Source organism: Bradyrhizobium sp. UFLA06-06 (assembly GCF_054820065.1).
The window spans coordinates 180,090-197,568 of the sequence record NZ_JADFUD010000004.1 but is presented as its reverse complement, the minus strand read 5'-3'; the positions used below and the strand labels follow the sequence as shown (position 1 = coordinate 197,568).

The following is a 17,479-nucleotide window of genomic DNA, read 5'->3' as shown; positions in this document are numbered from 1 at the left end:
ATGGACTATTTCAAACGCTTCAACTTCCTGTTCGCTGCGCCGGTGTTCGAGGCCGACGACCTCGAGGGCATCCGCTTCAACCAGATCATCGCCGAGATCGAGCGCTCCGGCTTCGAGGTGGTTCGCGCCCGCAAGCTGGAGGATGCCGAGATCGCGGTGCAGACCGATGCCGCGATCGGCTGCATGGTGGTCGATTGGGGCAAGAAGGGGCTTGAGGGCAAGACCGCGGCACTGATCAACCTGATGCGCCGGCGCGGCCTCGACTTCCCGATCATCCTGTTGATCCGGCGCAAGCGGTTCGAGGACCTGCCGGTCGAGGTGCTCGACTTCATCGACGGCTACGTGTTCCTGTCCGAGGAAACCCCGCCCTTCATCGCCAAGAACCTGATCTCCAGGCTGAAGCAATATGCCGAGAATTTGAAGACGCCGTTCTTCGGCGCGCTGGTCGACTATGCCGAGGAAGGCAACCAGCTCTGGACCTGTCCGGGCCACAATGGCGGCGTGTTCTACAGCCGGAGTCCGATCGGCCGGGTGTTCGTCGAACATCTCGGCGAAGCGGTGTTCCGCGACGACCTCGACAATTCCGTGCTCGACCTCGGCGACCTCCTCACCCATGAGGGGCCGGCGCTGCGGGCGCAAAAGGAGGCGGCCCGGATCTTCGGCGCCGAGAAGACCTATTTCGTTCTCAACGGCACCTCGACTTCCAACAAGGTCGCGCTCGGCTCGCTGGTCACCGACGGCGACCTCGTGCTGTTCGACCGCAACAACCACAAGGCCGCGCATCACGGCGCGCTTTTGATCGGCGGCGGCATCCCGGTCTACGTGCCGACGGTGCGCAACGCCTGGGGCCTGATCGGCCCGATGCGCTGGGACCTGCTCGACGAGGGCACGCTGCGCGACCACATCCGCAAGCACCCGCTGGTCAAGCACGAGAACGCCTGGAAGAAGGAGCGTCCGTTCCGCGTCGCCGTGGTCGAGCAGTGCACGTATGACGGCACCATCCACTCGGCCGAGATGATCCTCAAGCGGATCGGCCATCTCTGCGACTACATCCTGTTCGACGAGGCCTGGGCCGGCTTCATGAAATTCCACCCGATCTATGCCGGCCGCTTCGCCATGGGACTGTCCGATCTCGGCCCCGAGGCCCCCGGCATCATTGCGACCCAATCCACCCACAAGCAGCTCGCGAGCTTCTCGCAGGCCTCGCAGATCCACATCCGCGACCGTCACATCAAGGGCCAGAAGCGCCGGGTCGAGCACCGCCGCTTCAACGAAAGCTTCATGCAGCACGCCTCGACCTCGCCGTTCTATCCGATCTTCGCCTCGCTCGATGTCGGCGCGCAGATGATGAAGGGCCGCTCCGGCGAAGTCTTGTGGGACGACACGATCCGGCTCGGCATCGAGCTGCGCAAGAAGATCCGCGCCGTGAAGCGCGAGTTCGAGGAGAAGGAGACGCGGGCCGAGCGGCGCTGGTTCTTCGAGCCGTTCGTGCCGGACCGTGTGAAGATTTCCGACGTCGCGCGCGAGAACGGCGTGCACAATGTCGCCTGGGAGACCATCTCGACCGACCAGCTCGCGACCAATCCGTCCTACTGGCAGCTCAGTCCGGGCGAAACCTGGCACGGCTTCCCCGAGCTGACCGCGGGCTTCGCCATGACCGACCCGAACAAGCTCACATTGCTGACGCCGGGCTTCGATCACGCGACCGGCGCCTACGCCGATCACGGCATCCCCGCCCCGGTGGTGGCGCAATATCTCCGCGAGAACCAGATCGTCGCCGAGAAGAACGACCTCAACTCCCTGCTGTTCCTGCTGACGCCCGGCGTCGAGGCAAGCAAGGCCGGCACGCTGGTGTCGGGGCTCGTCGCCTTCAAGAAGCTGCACGACGACAACGCGCTGATCGAGGACGTCATCCCCGAATTCTTCCGCCGCCGCCCGCAACGCTATAGCGGGGTGCGGCTGCGCGACCTCTGCGGCGACATGCACCGGTTCTTCCGCGACGGCGGCGTCAGCACGCTGCAGGCCAGGCAATTCCTGCCCGAGCACCTGCCGGAGATCGCGATGTCGCCGCGCCAGGCCGCACAATATCTCATCCGCAACGATGTCGACTACCTGCCGATCGACCAGATCTTCGGCCGCGTCGCCGCGACGCCGTTCGTGGTCTACCCGCCCGGCATCGCCACCATCGTGCCCGGCGAGCGGCTGTCGGAACGCAGCAAGCCGATGATCGATTATCTGAAGATGTTCGAGGCGAGCTTCAATGCGTTCCCGGGCTTCGAGGTCGAAGTCCAGGGCATCTACAAGGAGATCGACGACTCCGGCCGCGTCCGCTTCTACACCTATGTCGTGTCCGAATAGGCGAACGGGCGCAACACGATGGAGAATGATCACAAGATCACCGTCCGCCCGTCCCGCGACAGCGACGTCGACGCCATGCTGTCGATCTACCGCCACCACATCCGCCGCGGCGTCGAGGAAAGCGTCGACGACAGCGGCACGCCGGAGCCCGACGATCTGCGCGACCGCCGCAAGAATCTGCGCAACACCCGCCTGCCCCATCTCGTCGCGATCTGTGACGGCGAGGTGGTCGGCTATGCCTATGTCGTGCTGTTCCGCAAGCGTCCGGCCTACCGCTACACGGTGAAGCATTCGATCTATGTGCATCACCGCTTCACCGGCCAGCGCGTCGGCGGCCGGCTGCTGCAGGAGTTGATCGACACCTGCGCCGCCGCCGGCTTCCGCCAGATGATCGGCTACATCGACAGCGACAACGCCGCCTCGCTCGCGCTGCACGAACGCTTCGGCTTCGCCCGCGTCGGGCATTTGCCCGGCGTCGCCTATCGCTATGGCCGCTGGTCCGACACCGTGATGGTGCAGCGCTCGCTCGCCGCCGGCGCCACCGCCCCGCCGCCACCCGCGCCGCTGTCGCGACGGTGATCGGGGCTCTTTCCATTGGTCGTCCCGGCGAAGGCCGGGACCCATAACCACAGGGTTGAGTTGGTGAGGAAAGCTGCGGCCCCAGCGTCGCGCAACAATCACCGTCGGTGGTAATGGGTCCCGGCCTTCGCCGGGACGACGATGAGGATGCGTCGCAATTCAGGACGTCAAACAGCGCGGTGTCATCACCCGCGAAAGCGGGTGATCCAGTATTCCAGAGACGGCCGCGCTTGAACCGAGAGGCCGCGGCGTACTGGATCGCCCGGTCAAGCCGGGCGATGACAGTTGTCGTGGGTGACGAACCGAGGCCGCCCTACTCCAGCGTAAAGCCGACCCGCAGCGCCACCTGGTAGTGCCGGATCTTGCCGTCTTCGATATGGCCCCGCGTCTGCACCACCTCGAACCACTTCATTTCCCGGATCGTCTTTGACGCGCGGCTGACGGCGTTCTCGATCGCCGCCTCGATGCTCTTGTCCGATGATCCGACCAGTTCCAGGATTTTGTAAACGTGATCCTTGTCGTGCGTGGCGGGCATGTCGACCTCCTCTGTGGATGCGCGATCCGGACCGCTTGCGCTGCGGTCCGGACAGTCCATCGTCCGATGCGGGCCGGCCGTCGTCAAACCGACGAATGCTGCGCGGCAACACGCCGGACGAATTGAATCAACGTGTCGCGGCGCCTTTGGTGCCAGCATGCAGTTCGTGCCAGCTGCGCACCCGCCCTTGTCCGTGCCTTGACCTATGGTAGCATGGTTTCATCAAGTATTCGGGAGCGATACGATGTCCACTGCGTCCAGCTCACCCGCCACACCTCCTCACAGCCTCGGATCCGGGCTTTCCAACCTCCGCGCCAAGTGGGGCTGGATCGTCGCCCTCGGCGTGATCTACCTGATCGCCGGCGTGCTCGCCTTCGGCAGCGTCTTCTTCGCCACCGTCGTCAGCGTGCTGTTCGTCGGCGCCATGATGATCGTCGCCGGCGTCGCCGAGATCATCAACGCGTTCCAGTTCAAGACCTGGGGCAAATTCCTGTTCTGGCTGCTGCTCGGCGCGCTCTATGTCGTGGCGGGCTTCATCACCTTCGAGAACCCGCTGCTCGCCGCGGCGACGCTGACGCTGTTCCTCGGCATCGCGCTCGTGGTCTCCGGCATCGTCCGCATCTTCCTCGCCTTCGGCATGAACTCGGAAGCGCCGTGGGGAATGGTTGCGGTCTCCGGCCTGATCACGCTGGTGCTCGGCGCCATGATCCTGGCGCGCTGGCCGGTGTCGAGCCTCTACGTGCTCGGCATCTTCCTCAGCGTCGATCTGATCTGCGCCGGCGTGAGCTGGATCAGCATGGGCATGGCGCTGAAGCGCAGGGCGTGAGGCGCGATCGTCGCTTCAGGCAGGTTCGCAGGGCGGGTTAGCCAACGGGTTCGCCCCCAGGGCGGCCCGATGGCAGGTTCCGCGTAACCCGCCGCATGTATGCGTGCGGAGAGACGGCGGGTTGCGCTTGCGCTAGCCCGCCCTACGCTCAATCCGCCTGCAAGCGCTCAGGGCTGCGCGAGGTGCCAGGCGCCGTTGAGGAAACCGTCGCCGGTGATGTCGCCGGCCTTCTGGTCCTTGGCGAAGGTATAGAGCGGCTTACCCTTGTAGGCCCACTGCTTGGAGCCGTCGTCACGCGAGATGATGGTGTAGCCGCCTTCGGCCTTGTCGCTGGCATCCGCCTTCAAGACCGGCCAGTTCGTCGCGCACGGGCCGTTGCAGGCCGACTTGCCTTCCGAATCCTTGTCGAAGGTGTAGAGCGTCATCCCCTTGGTGTCGGTGAGGACGGAACCCTTCGCGGTGGTTCCGGTCTTGGTCGGTGGCGCGGCAAAGGCGGTCGAGGCGAGCGCAAGCGACATGGCGGTGGTGAGCGCGAGCGAGATCGATGTCTTCATGATGTCTCCTTTTCGAATGCAAATGGCTTGCATGCGTAAGGACGCCGGAGGGTACGCACTATTCCGCTGATGGCGCGCGAAGAATTTTCGGGACGGCGATCAATGCCAGGGGAATAAAGCCGGAGGCGCGTGCCGATACCGTCGCGTAGCCCGCATGAGCGGAGCGACATGCGGGAGCCGCCCCGGATATCGCGGAGCCTGTCATCGGGCGCGCGTTCGCGCGACCCGTTGGCTCATCCGGGCTACAACACCGAATGTGCTACCGTTTGATTTCCTCGACCGCGCGCACCAGCGGCCGATCGGAGAGCTGGATCGGGCCGGAGAACGGCGTGCTCATTTCGAGGATCAGGTAGATCGCGGCCGAGATCAGCGCCGCGGCGGCGACGGTGGTCGAGATCACCACCGCGTTGCGCGGCGCGCGAAAGCCGAGGGTTGCGAACATCAGCGTCAGCCACCCGACCAGGATGCAGATCAGCGGCGACGGAAACGAACCGTCGGACTGCTCGACAAAGGTCCAGCGCTGCTGCACCGCCTGCCGGTAGACCGAGCGGGCGTCGTTCCATAGCGCGACCTTCTGCTCGTCGTCGAACCGCAGCTCGCGCAGGCTGGTGCCGACCTCGTCGAGCAGGCGTTCGGACACCTCGTTCGCTCGTGAGATCGGGACATCCTTGAGCACCTGCTCGACATAGGCGAGCAGCCGCTTGCGCGGCTCGTCGGCGCTCGGACCGAGCGGCCGCAGGCCGCGATCGAGCAGGATGAGGTCGGTGGCGAAGACATGCAAATTGCGGTCGACCGCCACATAGGTGTTGGCGGCACTGTTCATCATCAGTCCTAGCAGCAGCGACGGCATGGTGACGAACAGCGTCGCGACCAGGCGCACCGAGGTGTTGGTCTCGTCGCTGCGGTGATGATCGGCGAGCCGGGCATGGATCGCCATGGTCGCAAGCGCGGCGCCGCCGAGCAGGATGAAGATCAGGACGGCGACGATGAATGCAACCACGGCTTGCGAAAACCTGCGAGAGAATCAGGTCCGCAGGATAGCAAGGGACGCCCAATGGTGCATGTCCGGTTGACTAGCCGTCCCCACGCGCTATCCAGTCCGGACAGGCTTTGGCGCGTTCTGGGAGCAGCGCAAGGGCGCCTGAGGAGAGAACCACGTGCATATCGTCGACGACAGCGAGGTCAACCGCGTCCTGAGCTTTCCGGTTTTGATCGAGGCGATCGAAACCGCACACCGGCGGCCGAAGATCGCGGTGCACGACGGCTATCTCGGCGACGACAAGGGCCAGCAGCTGGTGACGCGCAGCGCGGTCGACGCCGGCCGCTTCATGATGACCAAGCTCTACACCAGCTTTCCGGGCAACCTCGCCCACGGCATGCTGCCGGCGGTGCAGGCGGTCTGCGTGCTGTTCGACGGCAATGACGGGCGTCCGCTCGCGGTGATGGACGCCGCCGAAATCACCCATTGGAAGACCGCCGCGGATTCCGCGCTCGGCGCCAAGCACCTGGCGCGGCCGGATGCCGAGACGCTGCTGGTGGTCGGCGCCGGCGAGATGGCGCGCTGGCTGGTGCGCGGCCACCGCACCGTGCGGCCGCAGCTGAAGCGGGTGCGGGTCTGGAACCGGACGGTCGAGCGCGCCCAGGAGTTCGCCGCGCTGCTGGAAGGCGATGGTATCGCCACGGAAGCCGTCACCGATCTCGACGCCGCGACACGCGAGGCCGATATCATTACCACCTGCACCCGCTCGCGCGAGCCGCTGGTCAAGGGCGCCAATTTGCGACCCGGCACCCATCTCGATCTGGTCGGCGGCTTCACCCCGGAGACCCGCGAGTCTGACGACGAGGCGGCACGGCGTTCGCGCATCTTCGTCGACCGCCGCGAATCCGCCTTCGACGGCGTCGGCGACATTTTGCAGCCGATCGCCAGCGGCGCGATCAAGGAGAGCGACGTGCTCGGCGACCACTACGACCTCGCCGGCGGCAAGGTCGCCGGCCGGCTGTCAGCAGACGACATCACCTTCTTCAAGAACGCCGGCGGCGGGCATCTCGATCTGATGACCTGCGAGACGGTGCTTGCGCAGCTGGGGAAGGAGTTGCGGTAACGGGTAGCCCGCGCTAGCGCTGCCATTGCTGCTTGCTTACCGAGAATTGTCGGCGCTAGTTTGTAGTGCGGAGTGTTGAAACTCATCGAGCCAATTTCATGTCTCATCCCGTAGATGACGATCCAGTCATGGCATCAGCAATAGGACGATGCTCTAATAATTGGACCCATGTGGAGTCGATTCTTGCCTGGACGTTCAGTCACCTCACGGATACGAATTTGACTATCGCGGTGACCGTTTTCAGCTTCTTTAAGGCAACTCGTACCCAATGTGACGTGCTGAACAAGCTCGCGAAGATAGCGCCGTTTATGACCGAGGACCTGCAAGCGAGTCTTCGCAGTGCGCTGAAGAATTATCGTCGGTTGGCAGAAGGTCGAAATGAGTTGCTGCATAATCCGATTGGCCGAAGCCTGGAAAACCAAGTTTATATTATGCTTAGGACGGCGACGCCTGAGGCGGGGAAGCTACCCTATCAAACGAAGCCCATAAGTCCGGCAGAGATCGATGATCTATCAAATAAGATTAGGGTTCTTAGTTCTGAACTCCGAGGAGTTGAGAGCGCCATAGGAAGCGCGAGGATCGCGGCTCGTTCCACGAACTAATGCAACGACCGGGCGGTCGATAAGTAGCCCGCATGAGCGCAGCGACATGCGGGAAAACCTGTCCCGCATATCGCGGAGCCTGTCATCGGGCGCGTTCGCGCGACCCGTTGGCCCATCCGGGCTACATCATCGCTGCTACGTCTCCCGCAGCCAGACTTCACCGATCGAGTGGTCGAAGCGCTTGCGCAGCACGACGTCGGCCCGCGTCCGCGTCGGCAAGATGTTCTCCCTGAGATTGGCGCGATGATGCTCACGCCACAGCCGCTCCGCGACCTCGCGCGCATCGCTGGGCGGCAGGTCCCTGTAGTGGTGGAAATAGGAGGCGGGATTCCGGAACGCCGTCGGCTGTAATCTGAGGAAGCGTTCGACATACCAGGACTGGATGTCGGCCTCGTCGGCATCGAGATAGATCGAGAAGTCGAAGAAATCCGACACCACCACCGGCGCCGTGCCGCGCGCCAGCAGCACGTTGAGGCCCTCGAAGACCAGGATGTCAGGCTGCTGGATGACCTGGCGTTCCGACGGCACGATATCGCCGATCAGGTGCGAATAGACCGGCAGCTCGAGCTCGCGTTCGCCCGCCTTCGCCGCCGCCAGAAATCGCAACATGCGCGGCAGATCATAGCTCTCGGGAAAACCCTTGCGCCGCATCAGACCGCGCTCTTCGAGAACGCCGTTGGCATGCAGGAAGCCGTCGGTCGTCACCAGCTCGACCCGCGGATGATCCGTCCAGCGGGCCAGCAGCGCGCACAGCACGCGGGCGAAGGTGCTCTTGCCAACGCCGACGCTGCCGGCCAATGCAACGATGTAGGGCGAACGACGTGCCGGCCGGCCGAGAAACTCCGCCTTGACATGCGCGAGGTTGCGCGCCGCCGCGAAATGCAGGTTCAACAAGCGCGTCAGCGGCAGATACACGTCGCTGACTTCGGCAGAATTGATCGGCTCGTTCAATCCGCGCAACGCCGTGAGATCGGCGTCCGAGAGCGTCAGCGACGTGCTGGCGCGCAAGGCCGCCCAATCGCCGCGGCCGAAGATCATGTAGGCGGACAGCTCGTCGGGGTGGGTCATCCTCATCCGTTCACGGTGAGCCTGATGCGGCGAGTAGCCCGCATGAGCCAACGGGTCGCACGAACGTGCGCCCGATGACGGGCTCCGCGACATGCGGGAAGCTCTCTCCCCGGATATCGCTTCGCTCATCCGGGCGACACGGCAACCGCTGTAGAACCGCAGGGCGGCTTGCGAACCGCAACCCGCCCCTCGCTCCCTACTCCGCAGCCTGCTGCGTCGGTGCATCCAGCACCTCCGACACCTTCGGCGGCGACATCGGCAGGCTGTAGAAGCGTTTGCCGAGCGCGTTGTGGACGGCGTTGGCGACCGCGGCCATCACGGGCACCAGCGGCACCTCGCCGACGCCCTTGACGCCCTGCGGATGTTTCGGGTTCGGCACCTCGACCAGCGCGCAATCGAGCATCGGCAGGTCGGAACAGACCGGCATCCGATAATCGAGGAAGCCCGGATTATCGACCTTGCCGTCCTTGTTGTAGATGTATTCCTCGTTCAGCGCCCAGCCGATGCCCTGCGCGACGCCGCCTTGCAGCTGGCCTTCGACATAGCTCGGATGCACGGCACGGCCGACGTCCTGCACCGCGGTGTAGCGAATGACGCGGACGATGCCGAGATCGACATCGACCTCGACGTCGCAGATATGGGTGCCGAAGCCGCCCTCGGCGCCCTGGGTGTTGAGCTGCACGCTGGCGCCGATCGGGCCGCCCTGCGACGGCGCCTTCTCGGCGAGATCGGCGAGCGTCAACGGCTCGAACTGGCCGGCGTTCGGGCTCACCGGATGCGCGGCGCCGTTCTCCCACTTCACGGCTTCCGGGTCGATCTCCCAGATCTTCGCCGCGCGCTCGCGCAAGGTCGCGATCACCTTATCGGCCGCCTGCGTCACCACCATCGAGGAGGCGAACAGCACGCGGCTGCCGCCGGTGAGGTTGGAGAAGCCGACGGTCTGGGTGTCGCCGATGATGACGGAGACGCGCTTGTAATCGATGCCGAGCAGCTCGGCGCAGATATTGGCAATGCCGGCGCGCGAGCCGCCGATATCGGGATGCCCTGTCGTGACGACGACGTTGCCGTCCTCGGTGATGTTGACCTGCGCGGAGGATTCACCGCCGGCATTGAACCAGAAGCCGGAAGCGACGCCCCTGCCCTGCAGCTTGCCGAGCGACGCGGCATAATGCGGATGGTTCTTCGCGGCTTCCAGCGTCTCGATATAGCCGATGCGCGGGAACACCGGGCCGTGGGCGGCCTTGGTGCCTTCCTTCGCCGCGTTCTTCAGCCGCAGCGCCAGCGGATCCATCTTGAGCGCCTCGGCGAGTTCGTCGAGCACGCATTCGACCGCATAGGCGCCGATCGGCGCGCCCGGCGCGCGATAGGCCGCGACCTTGGAGCGGTTGGAGCAGACGTCGAACCCCTCCGACAGCACATGCGGAATGTCGTAGGGCGCGAAGCTGCACCCGACCGCGCCGCGGATCGGCGAGCCCGGGAAGGCGCCGGCCTGCAGATAGAAGCTGCCATGGGCGGCGACGATGGTGCCGTCTTTCTTCGCGCCGATCTTCACCGTGCTCTTCGAGCCCGAGGTCGGCCCGGTGGCGCGCATCACCTCCTCGCGGGTCATCACCATCTTGACCGGGCGGCCGGATTTTTTGGCGAGCAAGGTCGCCAGCGGCTCGAGATAGACGATGGTCTTGCCGCCAAAGCCGCCGCCGATCTCGGCGGGGATGGCGCGGATGTCGCTCTGCTGGATGCCGGTCAGCATCGAGGTCATCGCGCGCACCATGAACTGGCCCTGGCTCGACGACCAGATCGTGGTCTTGCCGTCGGCCGCGACCGAGATCAGGCAGGCATGCGGCTCGATATAGCCCTGGTGCACCGGGCGCGTGGTGAAGGAGCGCTCGATGACGACTTCAGCATCCTTGAAGCCCTGCGCGATGTCGCCCTTCTTGGATTCGATGCGGCCCATGATGTTCGAGGGCTTGCCGTCGAATCTGTTGAACTCGTGCAGGATCGGCGCATCAGGCCTCAAGGCGTCGTCGATCTCGATCGCCCAGGGCAGCACCTCGTAGTCGACCTCGATCAGCTTGCAGGCCTCGGCCGCGATCGCCTCCGTGGTCGCGGCCACGGCGGCGACGGGATGGCCGGGGAACAGCGCCTTGTCGCGCGCCATCACGTTGCGGCACATCCAGCGCATGTCCTGGATGCCGAGCATCACGGCACCCTTCTCGATCGTGAAGTCGACGATGTCGCGCGAGGTGACCACCGCCTTAACGCCGGGCAGCGCCTCGGCCTTGGCGGTGTTGATCGACTTGATGCGGGCGTGCGGATGCGGGCTGCGCAGCACCTTGCCCCAGATCATGCCGGGCATGGTGGTGTCGGCGGCAAACGCCGCGCGGCCGGTCACCTTGTCGACGCCATCGGGCCTGATGGTGCGCTGGCCGATCCATTTGTTGTTGACGACGTTCATGGGCGCATCTCCCGCATTTCAGCCGCGGTCTCCATCACCGCGCGGACGATCTTGTCGTAACCGGTGCACCGGCAGAGATTGCCGGCGAGCCAGAAGCGGACTTCCTCTTCGGTCGGATTGGAATTTTTGGCGAGCAGCGCCTCGGAGGCGACCAGCATGCCCGAGGTGCAGATGCCGCACTGAAGCGCGGCATGCTCAAGGAACTTCTGCTGCAACGGATGCAGCTTCTCGCCCCTGGCCATGCCCTCGATGGTGCGGATCTCGTGGCCCTCGGCTTCGGCCGCGAGCATCAGGCAGGAGCAGACCAGGCGGCCGTCGAGCGTGATCGAGCAGGCGCCGCAATCGCCGGACGCGCAGCCTTCCTTGGAGCCGGTGAGCCCCAATTGCCCGCGCAGCGCGTCGAGCATGGTCTCGTACGGCTCGCACAGGAATTCGACCGGCTCGCCATTGACTGAGGTGGTGACGTGCAGTTTCGCCATGGTGCTAGTGTCCTCCCGCGCGCTGGGCGGCGATCGCGGCGGTGCGCTTGAGCAGCACGCCGGCTGTTTTGGTCCGGTAAGCGATGGTGCCGCGCTTGTCGTCGATCGGACGACAGGCGGCGCGGCACGCGGCAGCGGCGGCTTCGAGCGCGACATCGTCGAGCTTCGAGCCGATCAGCGCCTTCGCCGCCGGCGCGACCAGCAGCGCAATCGGCGCCACCGCGCCGAGGCCGACACGGGCCGCGGTACAGACGCCGTCCTTCAAGGTCAGGCTGACGCCGATGCCGACCACCGCGATGTCCATCTCGGTGCGCGGGATCATCCGCAGGTACGCATCGCTCGAGCCTTTCGGCCGCGGCGGCAACGTGAAGCTGACCAGAATCTCGCCCGGCTTGAGGTTGGTGCGGCCAGGTCCGGCCGGCACATCCTCAACCTTCATGTCGCGCCGGCCGTTCGGACCCTGCAGGGTGACGACGGCGCCCGCCGCGATCATCGCCGGCACGCTGTCGCCGGCCGGCGAGCCGTTGCAGAGATTGCCGCCGGCGGAGGCGCGGCCTTGCACCTGCTTGGAGCCGATCAGGTTCACGGCCTCGAGCACGCCGGGCCACACCTTGCCGAAGCGCGCATGCTCGGCGAGCTCCACGCCGGAGACGGCGGCACCCACGCGGAAACCGCCATCGGCGGTTTCGCTGATTTCGGTCATCTCGCCGATCTTCTTGATGTCGACGATCAGTCCCGGCCGCACCAGGCCGGAGCGCATTTGCACCAATAAGTCGGTGCCCCCTGCCATAATGCGGGCGGCACTCCCGGCGGCAGCAAATGCGCCAATCGCTTCGTCAAGCGTGCGCGGTGCTACGTATCGGATATCGGTCATGACGGTTCTTTCGGTCTCCCTCGACTGCTTGTTCCCTTAAGATTTGCGGGATGTGGCCTTATTGATTGCTGGCCGGCAGATCGCGAGCCTACACGGCGGATCGGGGTCCGAACAGCCTGCGAGGTGCGGCAGGAAGCGCAGGCTCCTATGCAGGATGCGGACTTGTGCGGTGCCGGCGGCGGCGCGCGGCCCTTGCTTTGGGGCGCGCTCGCGACCCGCCGCGACGAGGCCGTCAACCAGACCGGTCAGGCCTGACCGCGCTTGCCGGAGCCGATCCCAAGCATCGAGAACATTCCGATGATGAGAAGCGCCGCCGGGATGCACCACCACAACACATAGCCGAACATGTATTCGAAGATCGTGCGCCGGTAAGGGGGAAGCGGATTGGGCAGCGTGCCTGCACGCTGCATCTGCTCGATCTTCTCCGGCGAGAGCTCGTGGTAAACGTTGAGCGGGCGGCCGTTGAGGTCTTTGCCGGAGCCCTTGACCATGAGGGCATAGTATCCCGTCATCTTGTAGGGCAGGATGAAGGAGTGCGTGAGGCTCACATAGCCAAGCGCGAGGGCTCCGCCTTTGGGACCCTTCTCGGTCAGGTCCTGCAGCTGCTGGTAGCTGTATCGCGTGCCGAACTCCGCGGCGCGCACGTCCTGACCGGACACCGCCAAGCCGACGAACACGAGAAGAACGAGCAGACCGCGGCGCATGGCGACTTGCCTCTCAAGGGGACGCGGCGGTTCGACCGCCGAACACTCGTCAAGCAAGCTACCGGAAAGATGTCCAACCCCGGCTAACCCAGGCAATACAAGTGTCGGCAGCCGGTTAAGTCCTCCTCAACCTCGTCAAGACGTGAAGCCCGGAACCAACGCCTGCTCGGCGACGTGCTCAAGCAGTGAGCGCACACGGCTGCGCAACCTCGCAACCGGACCGAACGCGATGGCGCGGCTCTTGCTTGCTTTCAACAACGGATTGGTGAAGCATGCCGGCGCAATGACAGATCGGGAGACGGCGAATGGTCGAAGTTTCGCGCAGAACGCTCCTCAAGCTTGCGGCCGGCGTGCCGCCGGCGATTGCGACGCCGGCCATCCTGTCATCGCGCGCCTTTGCCGCCGGCAAGGGCAAGACCATCACCGCAGTGATGCATTCGGACCTGCGCATCATCGATCCCGGTTTCACCACCGCCTACATCACCCGCGACCATGGCTACATGGTCTACGACACGCTGCTCGGCATCGATTCGAGCTTCAAGGTCCGCCCGCAAATGGCGGACTGGACGATCTCGGACGACAAGCTCACCTACACCTTCACGCTGCGCGACGGCCTGAAATGGCATGACGGCGCGCCCGTCACCGCGGAGGACTGCATCGCCTCGCTGAAGCGCTGGACCGCCGTCGACGGCATGGCGCAGAAGCTGGCCGAATTCACCGCTTCCCTCGAGGCGAGCGGGCCGAAGACGATCGTGCTCAAGCTCAAGGAGCCGTACGGCCTCGTGCTGGAGTCGCTGGCAAAGCCATCCTCCTACGTCGCCTTCATGATGCCGAAGCGGCTCGCGGAGACGCCGCCGGGCAAGCAGATCGGCGAGCAGATCGGTTGCGGGCCGTTCAAGTTCGTGAGCGCGGAATTCCAGCCGGGCGTGAAGGCCGTCTATGAGCGCAACGCCGACTACGTGCCGCGCAAGGACAAGCCGGATTGGCTGTCGGGCGGCAAGGTCGCGAAGGTCGATCGCGTGGAATGGGTCACGATGCCCGACGCGCAGACCGCGATCAACGCACTGCAATCCGGCGAGATCGACTTCCTGGAACAGCCGTCGGTCGACCTGCTGCCGGTGCTGGAGGCGAACTCCGATCTCACCGTGGCCGTGCTGAACAAGTTCGGCTTCCAGATCGAGGGCCGGATGAATTTCCTGCACCCGCCATTCGACAACGCCAAAATCCGCCGCGCCGCATTCCTGGCGATGAACCAGAAGGACGTGCTTGACGCTACCGTCGGCAACGCGAAATATTACGAGATCTGCGGCTCCTATTTCGCCTGCGACACGCCGCTCGCCAGCGACGCCGGCGCGGAGACGCTGATCAAGGGCAACGGCATGGCCGAGGCGAAGAAGGCGCTCGCCGCCTCGGGCTATGACGGCACGCCCGTCGTGATCATGATCCCCGGCGACGTGCAGACGCTGAAGGGGCCGCCGACGGTCGCGGCGCAGCTGTTGCGCGCGGCCGGCTTCAACGTCGACGCGCAGGTGACGGACTGGCAGACCGTGGTGAGCCGCCGCGCCAGCCAGAAGCCGCCCAAGGAAGGCGGCTGGAACCTGTTCTTCACCTTCACCGGCGCGACCGAGGTGATGAACCCGATCGTCAACAACCAGATCGCCGCGAACGGCAAGCGGGCCTGGTTCGGCTGGCCCGAAGACGCCAAGCTCGAGCAGATGCGCGACGCCTATGCGCGCGCCACCTCGCCTGAGGAGCAGAAGAAGGTTGCGGTCGAGATTCAAAAGCAAGCCTACGAGCAGGTGATCTATATCCCGCTCGGCCAGTTCCGCTTGCCGAGCGCCTGGCGCAAATCGCTCACCGGCGTGCTGGAAGGCCCGGCGCCGCCGGTGTTCTGGAACGTCGACAAGACCGAATAAGGCCGGCGGCGCGAGCGACGCGCGCCGCTGATCAACGTTGGACCAGCTGAGGCACGTCGGAAGGTTCATCGTTTCAGCCGCCGAGGCGCTTCACCGCTCTCGCTTGCGGGCGCTGCAAAATATCGAAAACAACCCCATGCAAAGGAGCCGACGGCCGCCGGCGTTCGACCGGGCAACTTGACACGTCGGGCAAATCAGGAATACATTTCCAATATTCCGAAATCCGCCTCCCCCTCCGGCGCGAACCAATGGCTGCGGTTGCGCATCATTCGCAGCACCCCAGCCTTGCCGATAACGAGGGCGTGGACTCACAAAGGTCCGCTTCTGACGGCGACGCAGTAATTGCCGTGCCGGATCGTCGTCGACTGCTTTTGACCCGTTGCGGACCTCAGCCGACGATCGCCGCTACCTCTGGAATAGCCGCCGCCGAGTGCGGTTCGCGGGGTGACGAAACACAATCCGCCGGGACGAAACCATTTTCCGGCCTTCACGAAGGCATGGTGAAACAGTCGGACGGTTAAAAATGGCATTGGAATCGATGGGCAAAGGGGAACTGCATAAAGAACAACGATCGCCGTGGGGCGGGGAGCGAGGCCATGTCACAGATTCGCAAAACTTTTTTAGGCGCTCTCGCGACCGCATTGACGATCGGTGCCGTGCAATTCGCTTCAGGTCACGACCTCGGAGACCGCTGGCAGGCGAGCTCTGAACAACCAAGTGACATCGTCAATCGCGCCGGCAAGGCAGATCATCTTGCTGCCCCCAAGCCGTTCGCAGTCCAGACGAAAACGGTTTCTCTGCGCTTGAACGATCAAGCCGATACATCGGTCCTGATCCGTATTCCATCTGCGCAAGCGCGCATCACCAAGACGCCGCTGTGGAATCAGAGCCGTAAGCCGACAGTGGCCTGCGAGCCCATGGTCAGCACGCTCACGGAAGTCGCAAGGCTCCTGCAGCCCGGCCGTTGCGTGACCTGATCGACTACATCCACACCAGCTATTCGCTGAGGATAGCTTCCTGCTCTTTATGCGACTGTACTGGCCAGACGAGAAAGCCCCTTCCATCCTAGATGGGTCTTGGGAGCCACCGCCGGTGGAGAGGATCAATTAAAGGGTTCCCGTGGCTGCAACATCGGGAAAGACAGCCGGTCCTCGCTCATCGTCAACTAAGCGGGAGGCGGCTGCGCCAGGAGCTTAGCTACAATGAGCCCAATTGCAGTGTCCTTGATTGCGTTAGCGATCATCATAGCTGCCGCGCTCCTCGGCACTTTGCTTCGCAACACCCTGCCGGGCCACTATCTGGCAGACGATTCAAAAGATTACATACGGTTAGGGATCGGGCTCATCACGACGCTCGCCGCGCTTGTGCTTGGTCTGCTGGTTGGCTCGGCGAATAGCTCGTATGACGCTCAGAACACTCAAGTTCGGCATTTGACCGCCAACATCATACTGCTCGACAATCTCCTTGAGCAATATGGGCCCGAGTCCCGCGATGCCCGCGACACTCTGCGCGGCGCTGTCGAGCCCTTGATTAAGAGGATTTGGCGAGAGGACAGCTTGGAGTCCGCGAAGGGAACGCCCTTTCGGGGGACCGCCTTGTCGGTGGATGCTTATGGAAAGATTCAGAACCTCTCGCCAAAAACAGACGCGCAGCGCTCGTTCAAGGAACGGGCAATACAGCTAGCCACTGACTTGGTGCAAACGCGCCTGCTCCTGTTTGAACACGCTGACACCTCGATTCCCATGCCTTTTCTGGCGATACTGGTCTTCTGGCTGGCAATCATCTTCATGAGTTTCAGTTTATTCTCGCGCCTTACCCCGATAAACATCGTTGCAATGTTGGTGTTTGCCACTTCCGCGTCCGCAGCGCTTTTCTTGATCCTGGAGTTGAGCCAGCCATTTGTCGGACTGATGCAGATTTCTAGCACACCGCTGCGCAACGCCCTTGCGCCGCTCGGATCGTAGCCGAACCCCCGGCAAGATGTCCGGACCTGGCCCATAGCTGACGTTGCATGACGATCGCGAACGTCGGCTCTTCGAGGTGAACCGGAAGTCACCCGGCCCGTCGGACCGGAGCCGGATGGGGCGTTCTCACATTGGATTTCAGCCGCAAATACGTCTACCAGGCCGACGAGATAAGGAAGCGATTTCGTTCGCTCTTGGATTCCTTTGCCGAAAAGCAGGCTGGGTCTGCACAGGCAACTCATGAAGAATAAGCGGTCGGATTTGCAGCTGGCCGCTGACTCGGACACGGATGGGTCGATTGCTCGCGGACTTGATTTCGCAGTGAAGCGAGAGCCGCTTCTGGCCGCCCATAGCTGACGGTCTGCATGACGATCGCGAACGTCGGCTCTTCGAGGTGAACCGGAAGTCACCCGGCTCGGTCGCCATGGGCGGCTTTTGACCCAGAGCGGAAATCAGAGCTCGA

At 64.1% G+C, this 17,479-nt stretch carries 15 protein-coding genes; 7 read left to right on the top strand and 8 right to left on the bottom strand.

From position 1 onward, the window contains the following. Complete coding sequence (locus IF803_RS05310) at nucleotides 1-2,358, top strand: Orn/Lys/Arg family decarboxylase (RefSeq protein WP_461191502.1); 2,358 nt, start codon at nucleotides 1-3, stop codon at nucleotides 2,356-2,358. An 18-nt stretch (nucleotides 2,359-2,376) separates the two neighbouring features. Then, a complete protein-coding gene (locus tag IF803_RS05305; RefSeq protein WP_461191501.1) occupies nucleotides 2,377-2,937 on the top strand; it encodes a GNAT family N-acetyltransferase in 561 nt (186 codons plus the stop codon). Between the two features lie 313 nt (nucleotides 2,938-3,250). Here the strand turns inward: IF803_RS05305 and IF803_RS05300 are convergent, their stop codons facing one another. Continuing rightward, entirely contained in the window at nucleotides 3,251-3,472 is a 222-nt protein-coding gene (locus IF803_RS05300; RefSeq protein WP_026192947.1) for a dodecin, read from the bottom strand. A 244-nt stretch (nucleotides 3,473-3,716) separates the two neighbouring features. On the opposite strand from IF803_RS05300, the gene IF803_RS05295 reads away from it, so the two are divergent. Continuing rightward, nucleotides 3,717-4,298, top strand: a complete 582-nt coding sequence (locus tag IF803_RS05295) for an HdeD family acid-resistance protein (protein ID WP_461191500.1) — start codon at nucleotides 3,717-3,719, stop codon at nucleotides 4,296-4,298. 167 nt (nucleotides 4,299-4,465) lie between these two features. Here IF803_RS05295 and IF803_RS05290 read toward each other — a convergent pair whose 3' ends face one another. Beyond that, complete coding sequence (locus IF803_RS05290; protein ID WP_461191499.1) at nucleotides 4,466-4,852, bottom strand: COG4315 family predicted lipoprotein; 387 nt, start codon at nucleotides 4,850-4,852, stop codon at nucleotides 4,466-4,468. A gap of 259 nt (nucleotides 4,853-5,111) precedes the next feature. Then, a complete protein-coding gene (locus IF803_RS05285; RefSeq protein ID WP_461191498.1) occupies nucleotides 5,112-5,852 on the bottom strand; it encodes a bestrophin-like domain in 741 nt (246 codons plus the stop codon). Nucleotides 5,853-6,009: 157 nt separating this feature from the next. Here IF803_RS05285 and IF803_RS05280 point away from each other — a divergent pair, with 157 nt between their 5' ends. Continuing rightward, complete coding sequence (locus IF803_RS05280; protein WP_461191497.1) at nucleotides 6,010-6,954, top strand: ornithine cyclodeaminase family protein; 945 nt, start codon at nucleotides 6,010-6,012, stop codon at nucleotides 6,952-6,954. Nucleotides 6,955-7,691: 737 nt separating this feature from the next. On the opposite strand, the gene coaA is transcribed toward IF803_RS05280, so the two are convergent. From coaA to IF803_RS05255, 5 genes are all read right to left on the bottom strand, one after another. Beyond that, complete coding sequence (gene coaA, locus IF803_RS05275; protein WP_461191496.1) at nucleotides 7,692-8,630, bottom strand: type I pantothenate kinase; 939 nt, start codon at nucleotides 8,628-8,630, stop codon at nucleotides 7,692-7,694. Between the two features lie 190 nt (nucleotides 8,631-8,820). Next, entirely contained in the window at nucleotides 8,821-11,079 is a 2,259-nt protein-coding gene (locus tag IF803_RS05270; RefSeq protein ID WP_461191495.1) for a xanthine dehydrogenase family protein molybdopterin-binding subunit, read from the bottom strand. Further along, a complete protein-coding gene (locus tag IF803_RS05265; RefSeq protein WP_018272305.1) occupies nucleotides 11,076-11,558 on the bottom strand; it encodes a (2Fe-2S)-binding protein in 483 nt (160 codons plus the stop codon). Before IF803_RS05265 ends, IF803_RS05270 begins: the two co-directional genes overlap by 4 nt. Before the next feature lie 4 nt (nucleotides 11,559-11,562). Continuing rightward, on the bottom strand, nucleotides 11,563-12,423 hold the full coding sequence (locus tag IF803_RS05260) for an FAD binding domain-containing protein (RefSeq protein ID WP_461191538.1): 861 nt from the start codon (nucleotides 12,421-12,423) through the stop codon (nucleotides 11,563-11,565). Between the two features lie 254 nt (nucleotides 12,424-12,677). Further along, nucleotides 12,678-13,136, bottom strand: coding sequence for a hypothetical protein (locus IF803_RS05255; protein ID WP_461191494.1), 459 nt, complete (start codon nucleotides 13,134-13,136; stop codon nucleotides 12,678-12,680). Between the two features lie 305 nt (nucleotides 13,137-13,441). Here IF803_RS05255 and IF803_RS05250 point away from each other — a divergent pair, with 305 nt between their 5' ends. From IF803_RS05250 to IF803_RS05240, 3 genes are all read left to right on the top strand, one after another. Then, nucleotides 13,442-15,052, top strand: coding sequence for an ABC transporter substrate-binding protein (locus IF803_RS05250; protein ID WP_461191493.1), 1,611 nt, complete (start codon nucleotides 13,442-13,444; stop codon nucleotides 15,050-15,052). A gap of 596 nt (nucleotides 15,053-15,648) precedes the next feature. After that, a complete protein-coding gene (locus IF803_RS05245; RefSeq protein ID WP_461191492.1) occupies nucleotides 15,649-16,029 on the top strand; it encodes a hypothetical protein in 381 nt (126 codons plus the stop codon). A gap of 225 nt (nucleotides 16,030-16,254) precedes the next feature. Next, nucleotides 16,255-17,016 (top strand): bestrophin-like domain, encoded by a 762-nt coding sequence (locus tag IF803_RS05240; protein ID WP_461191491.1) that lies wholly within the window; start codon nucleotides 16,255-16,257, stop codon nucleotides 17,014-17,016. The last annotated feature ends 463 nt before the right edge of the window (nucleotides 17,017-17,479 follow it).

What these genes read in the sequence shown, in the direction of transcription:
- IF803_RS05255 (WP_461191494.1), bottom strand. Translation starts at nt 13,136, where the DNA reads ATGCGCCGCGGTCTGCTCGTTCTTCTCGTGTTCGTCGGCTTGGCGGTG.
- IF803_RS05305 (WP_461191501.1), top strand. Translation starts at nt 2,377, where the DNA reads ATGGAGAATGATCACAAGATCACCGTCCGCCCGTCCCGCGACAGCGAC.
- IF803_RS05250 (WP_461191493.1), top strand. Translation starts at nt 13,442, where the DNA reads ATGGTCGAAGTTTCGCGCAGAACGCTCCTCAAGCTTGCGGCCGGCGTG.
- IF803_RS05310 (WP_461191502.1), top strand. Translation starts at nt 1, where the DNA reads ATGGACTATTTCAAACGCTTCAACTTCCTGTTCGCTGCGCCGGTGTTC.
- IF803_RS05270 (WP_461191495.1), bottom strand. Translation starts at nt 11,079, where the DNA reads ATGAACGTCGTCAACAACAAATGGATCGGCCAGCGCACCATCAGGCCC.
- coaA (WP_461191496.1), bottom strand. Translation starts at nt 8,630, where the DNA reads ATGAGGATGACCCACCCCGACGAGCTGTCCGCCTACATGATCTTCGGC.
- IF803_RS05295 (WP_461191500.1), top strand. Translation starts at nt 3,717, where the DNA reads ATGTCCACTGCGTCCAGCTCACCCGCCACACCTCCTCACAGCCTCGGA.
- IF803_RS05265 (WP_018272305.1), bottom strand. Translation starts at nt 11,558, where the DNA reads ATGGCGAAACTGCACGTCACCACCTCAGTCAATGGCGAGCCGGTCGAA.
- IF803_RS05300 (WP_026192947.1), bottom strand. Translation starts at nt 3,472, where the DNA reads ATGCCCGCCACGCACGACAAGGATCACGTTTACAAAATCCTGGAACTG.
- IF803_RS05240 (WP_461191491.1), top strand. Translation starts at nt 16,255, where the DNA reads ATGAGCCCAATTGCAGTGTCCTTGATTGCGTTAGCGATCATCATAGCT.
- IF803_RS05290 (WP_461191499.1), bottom strand. Translation starts at nt 4,852, where the DNA reads ATGAAGACATCGATCTCGCTCGCGCTCACCACCGCCATGTCGCTTGCG.
- IF803_RS05245 (WP_461191492.1), top strand. Translation starts at nt 15,649, where the DNA reads ATGTCACAGATTCGCAAAACTTTTTTAGGCGCTCTCGCGACCGCATTG.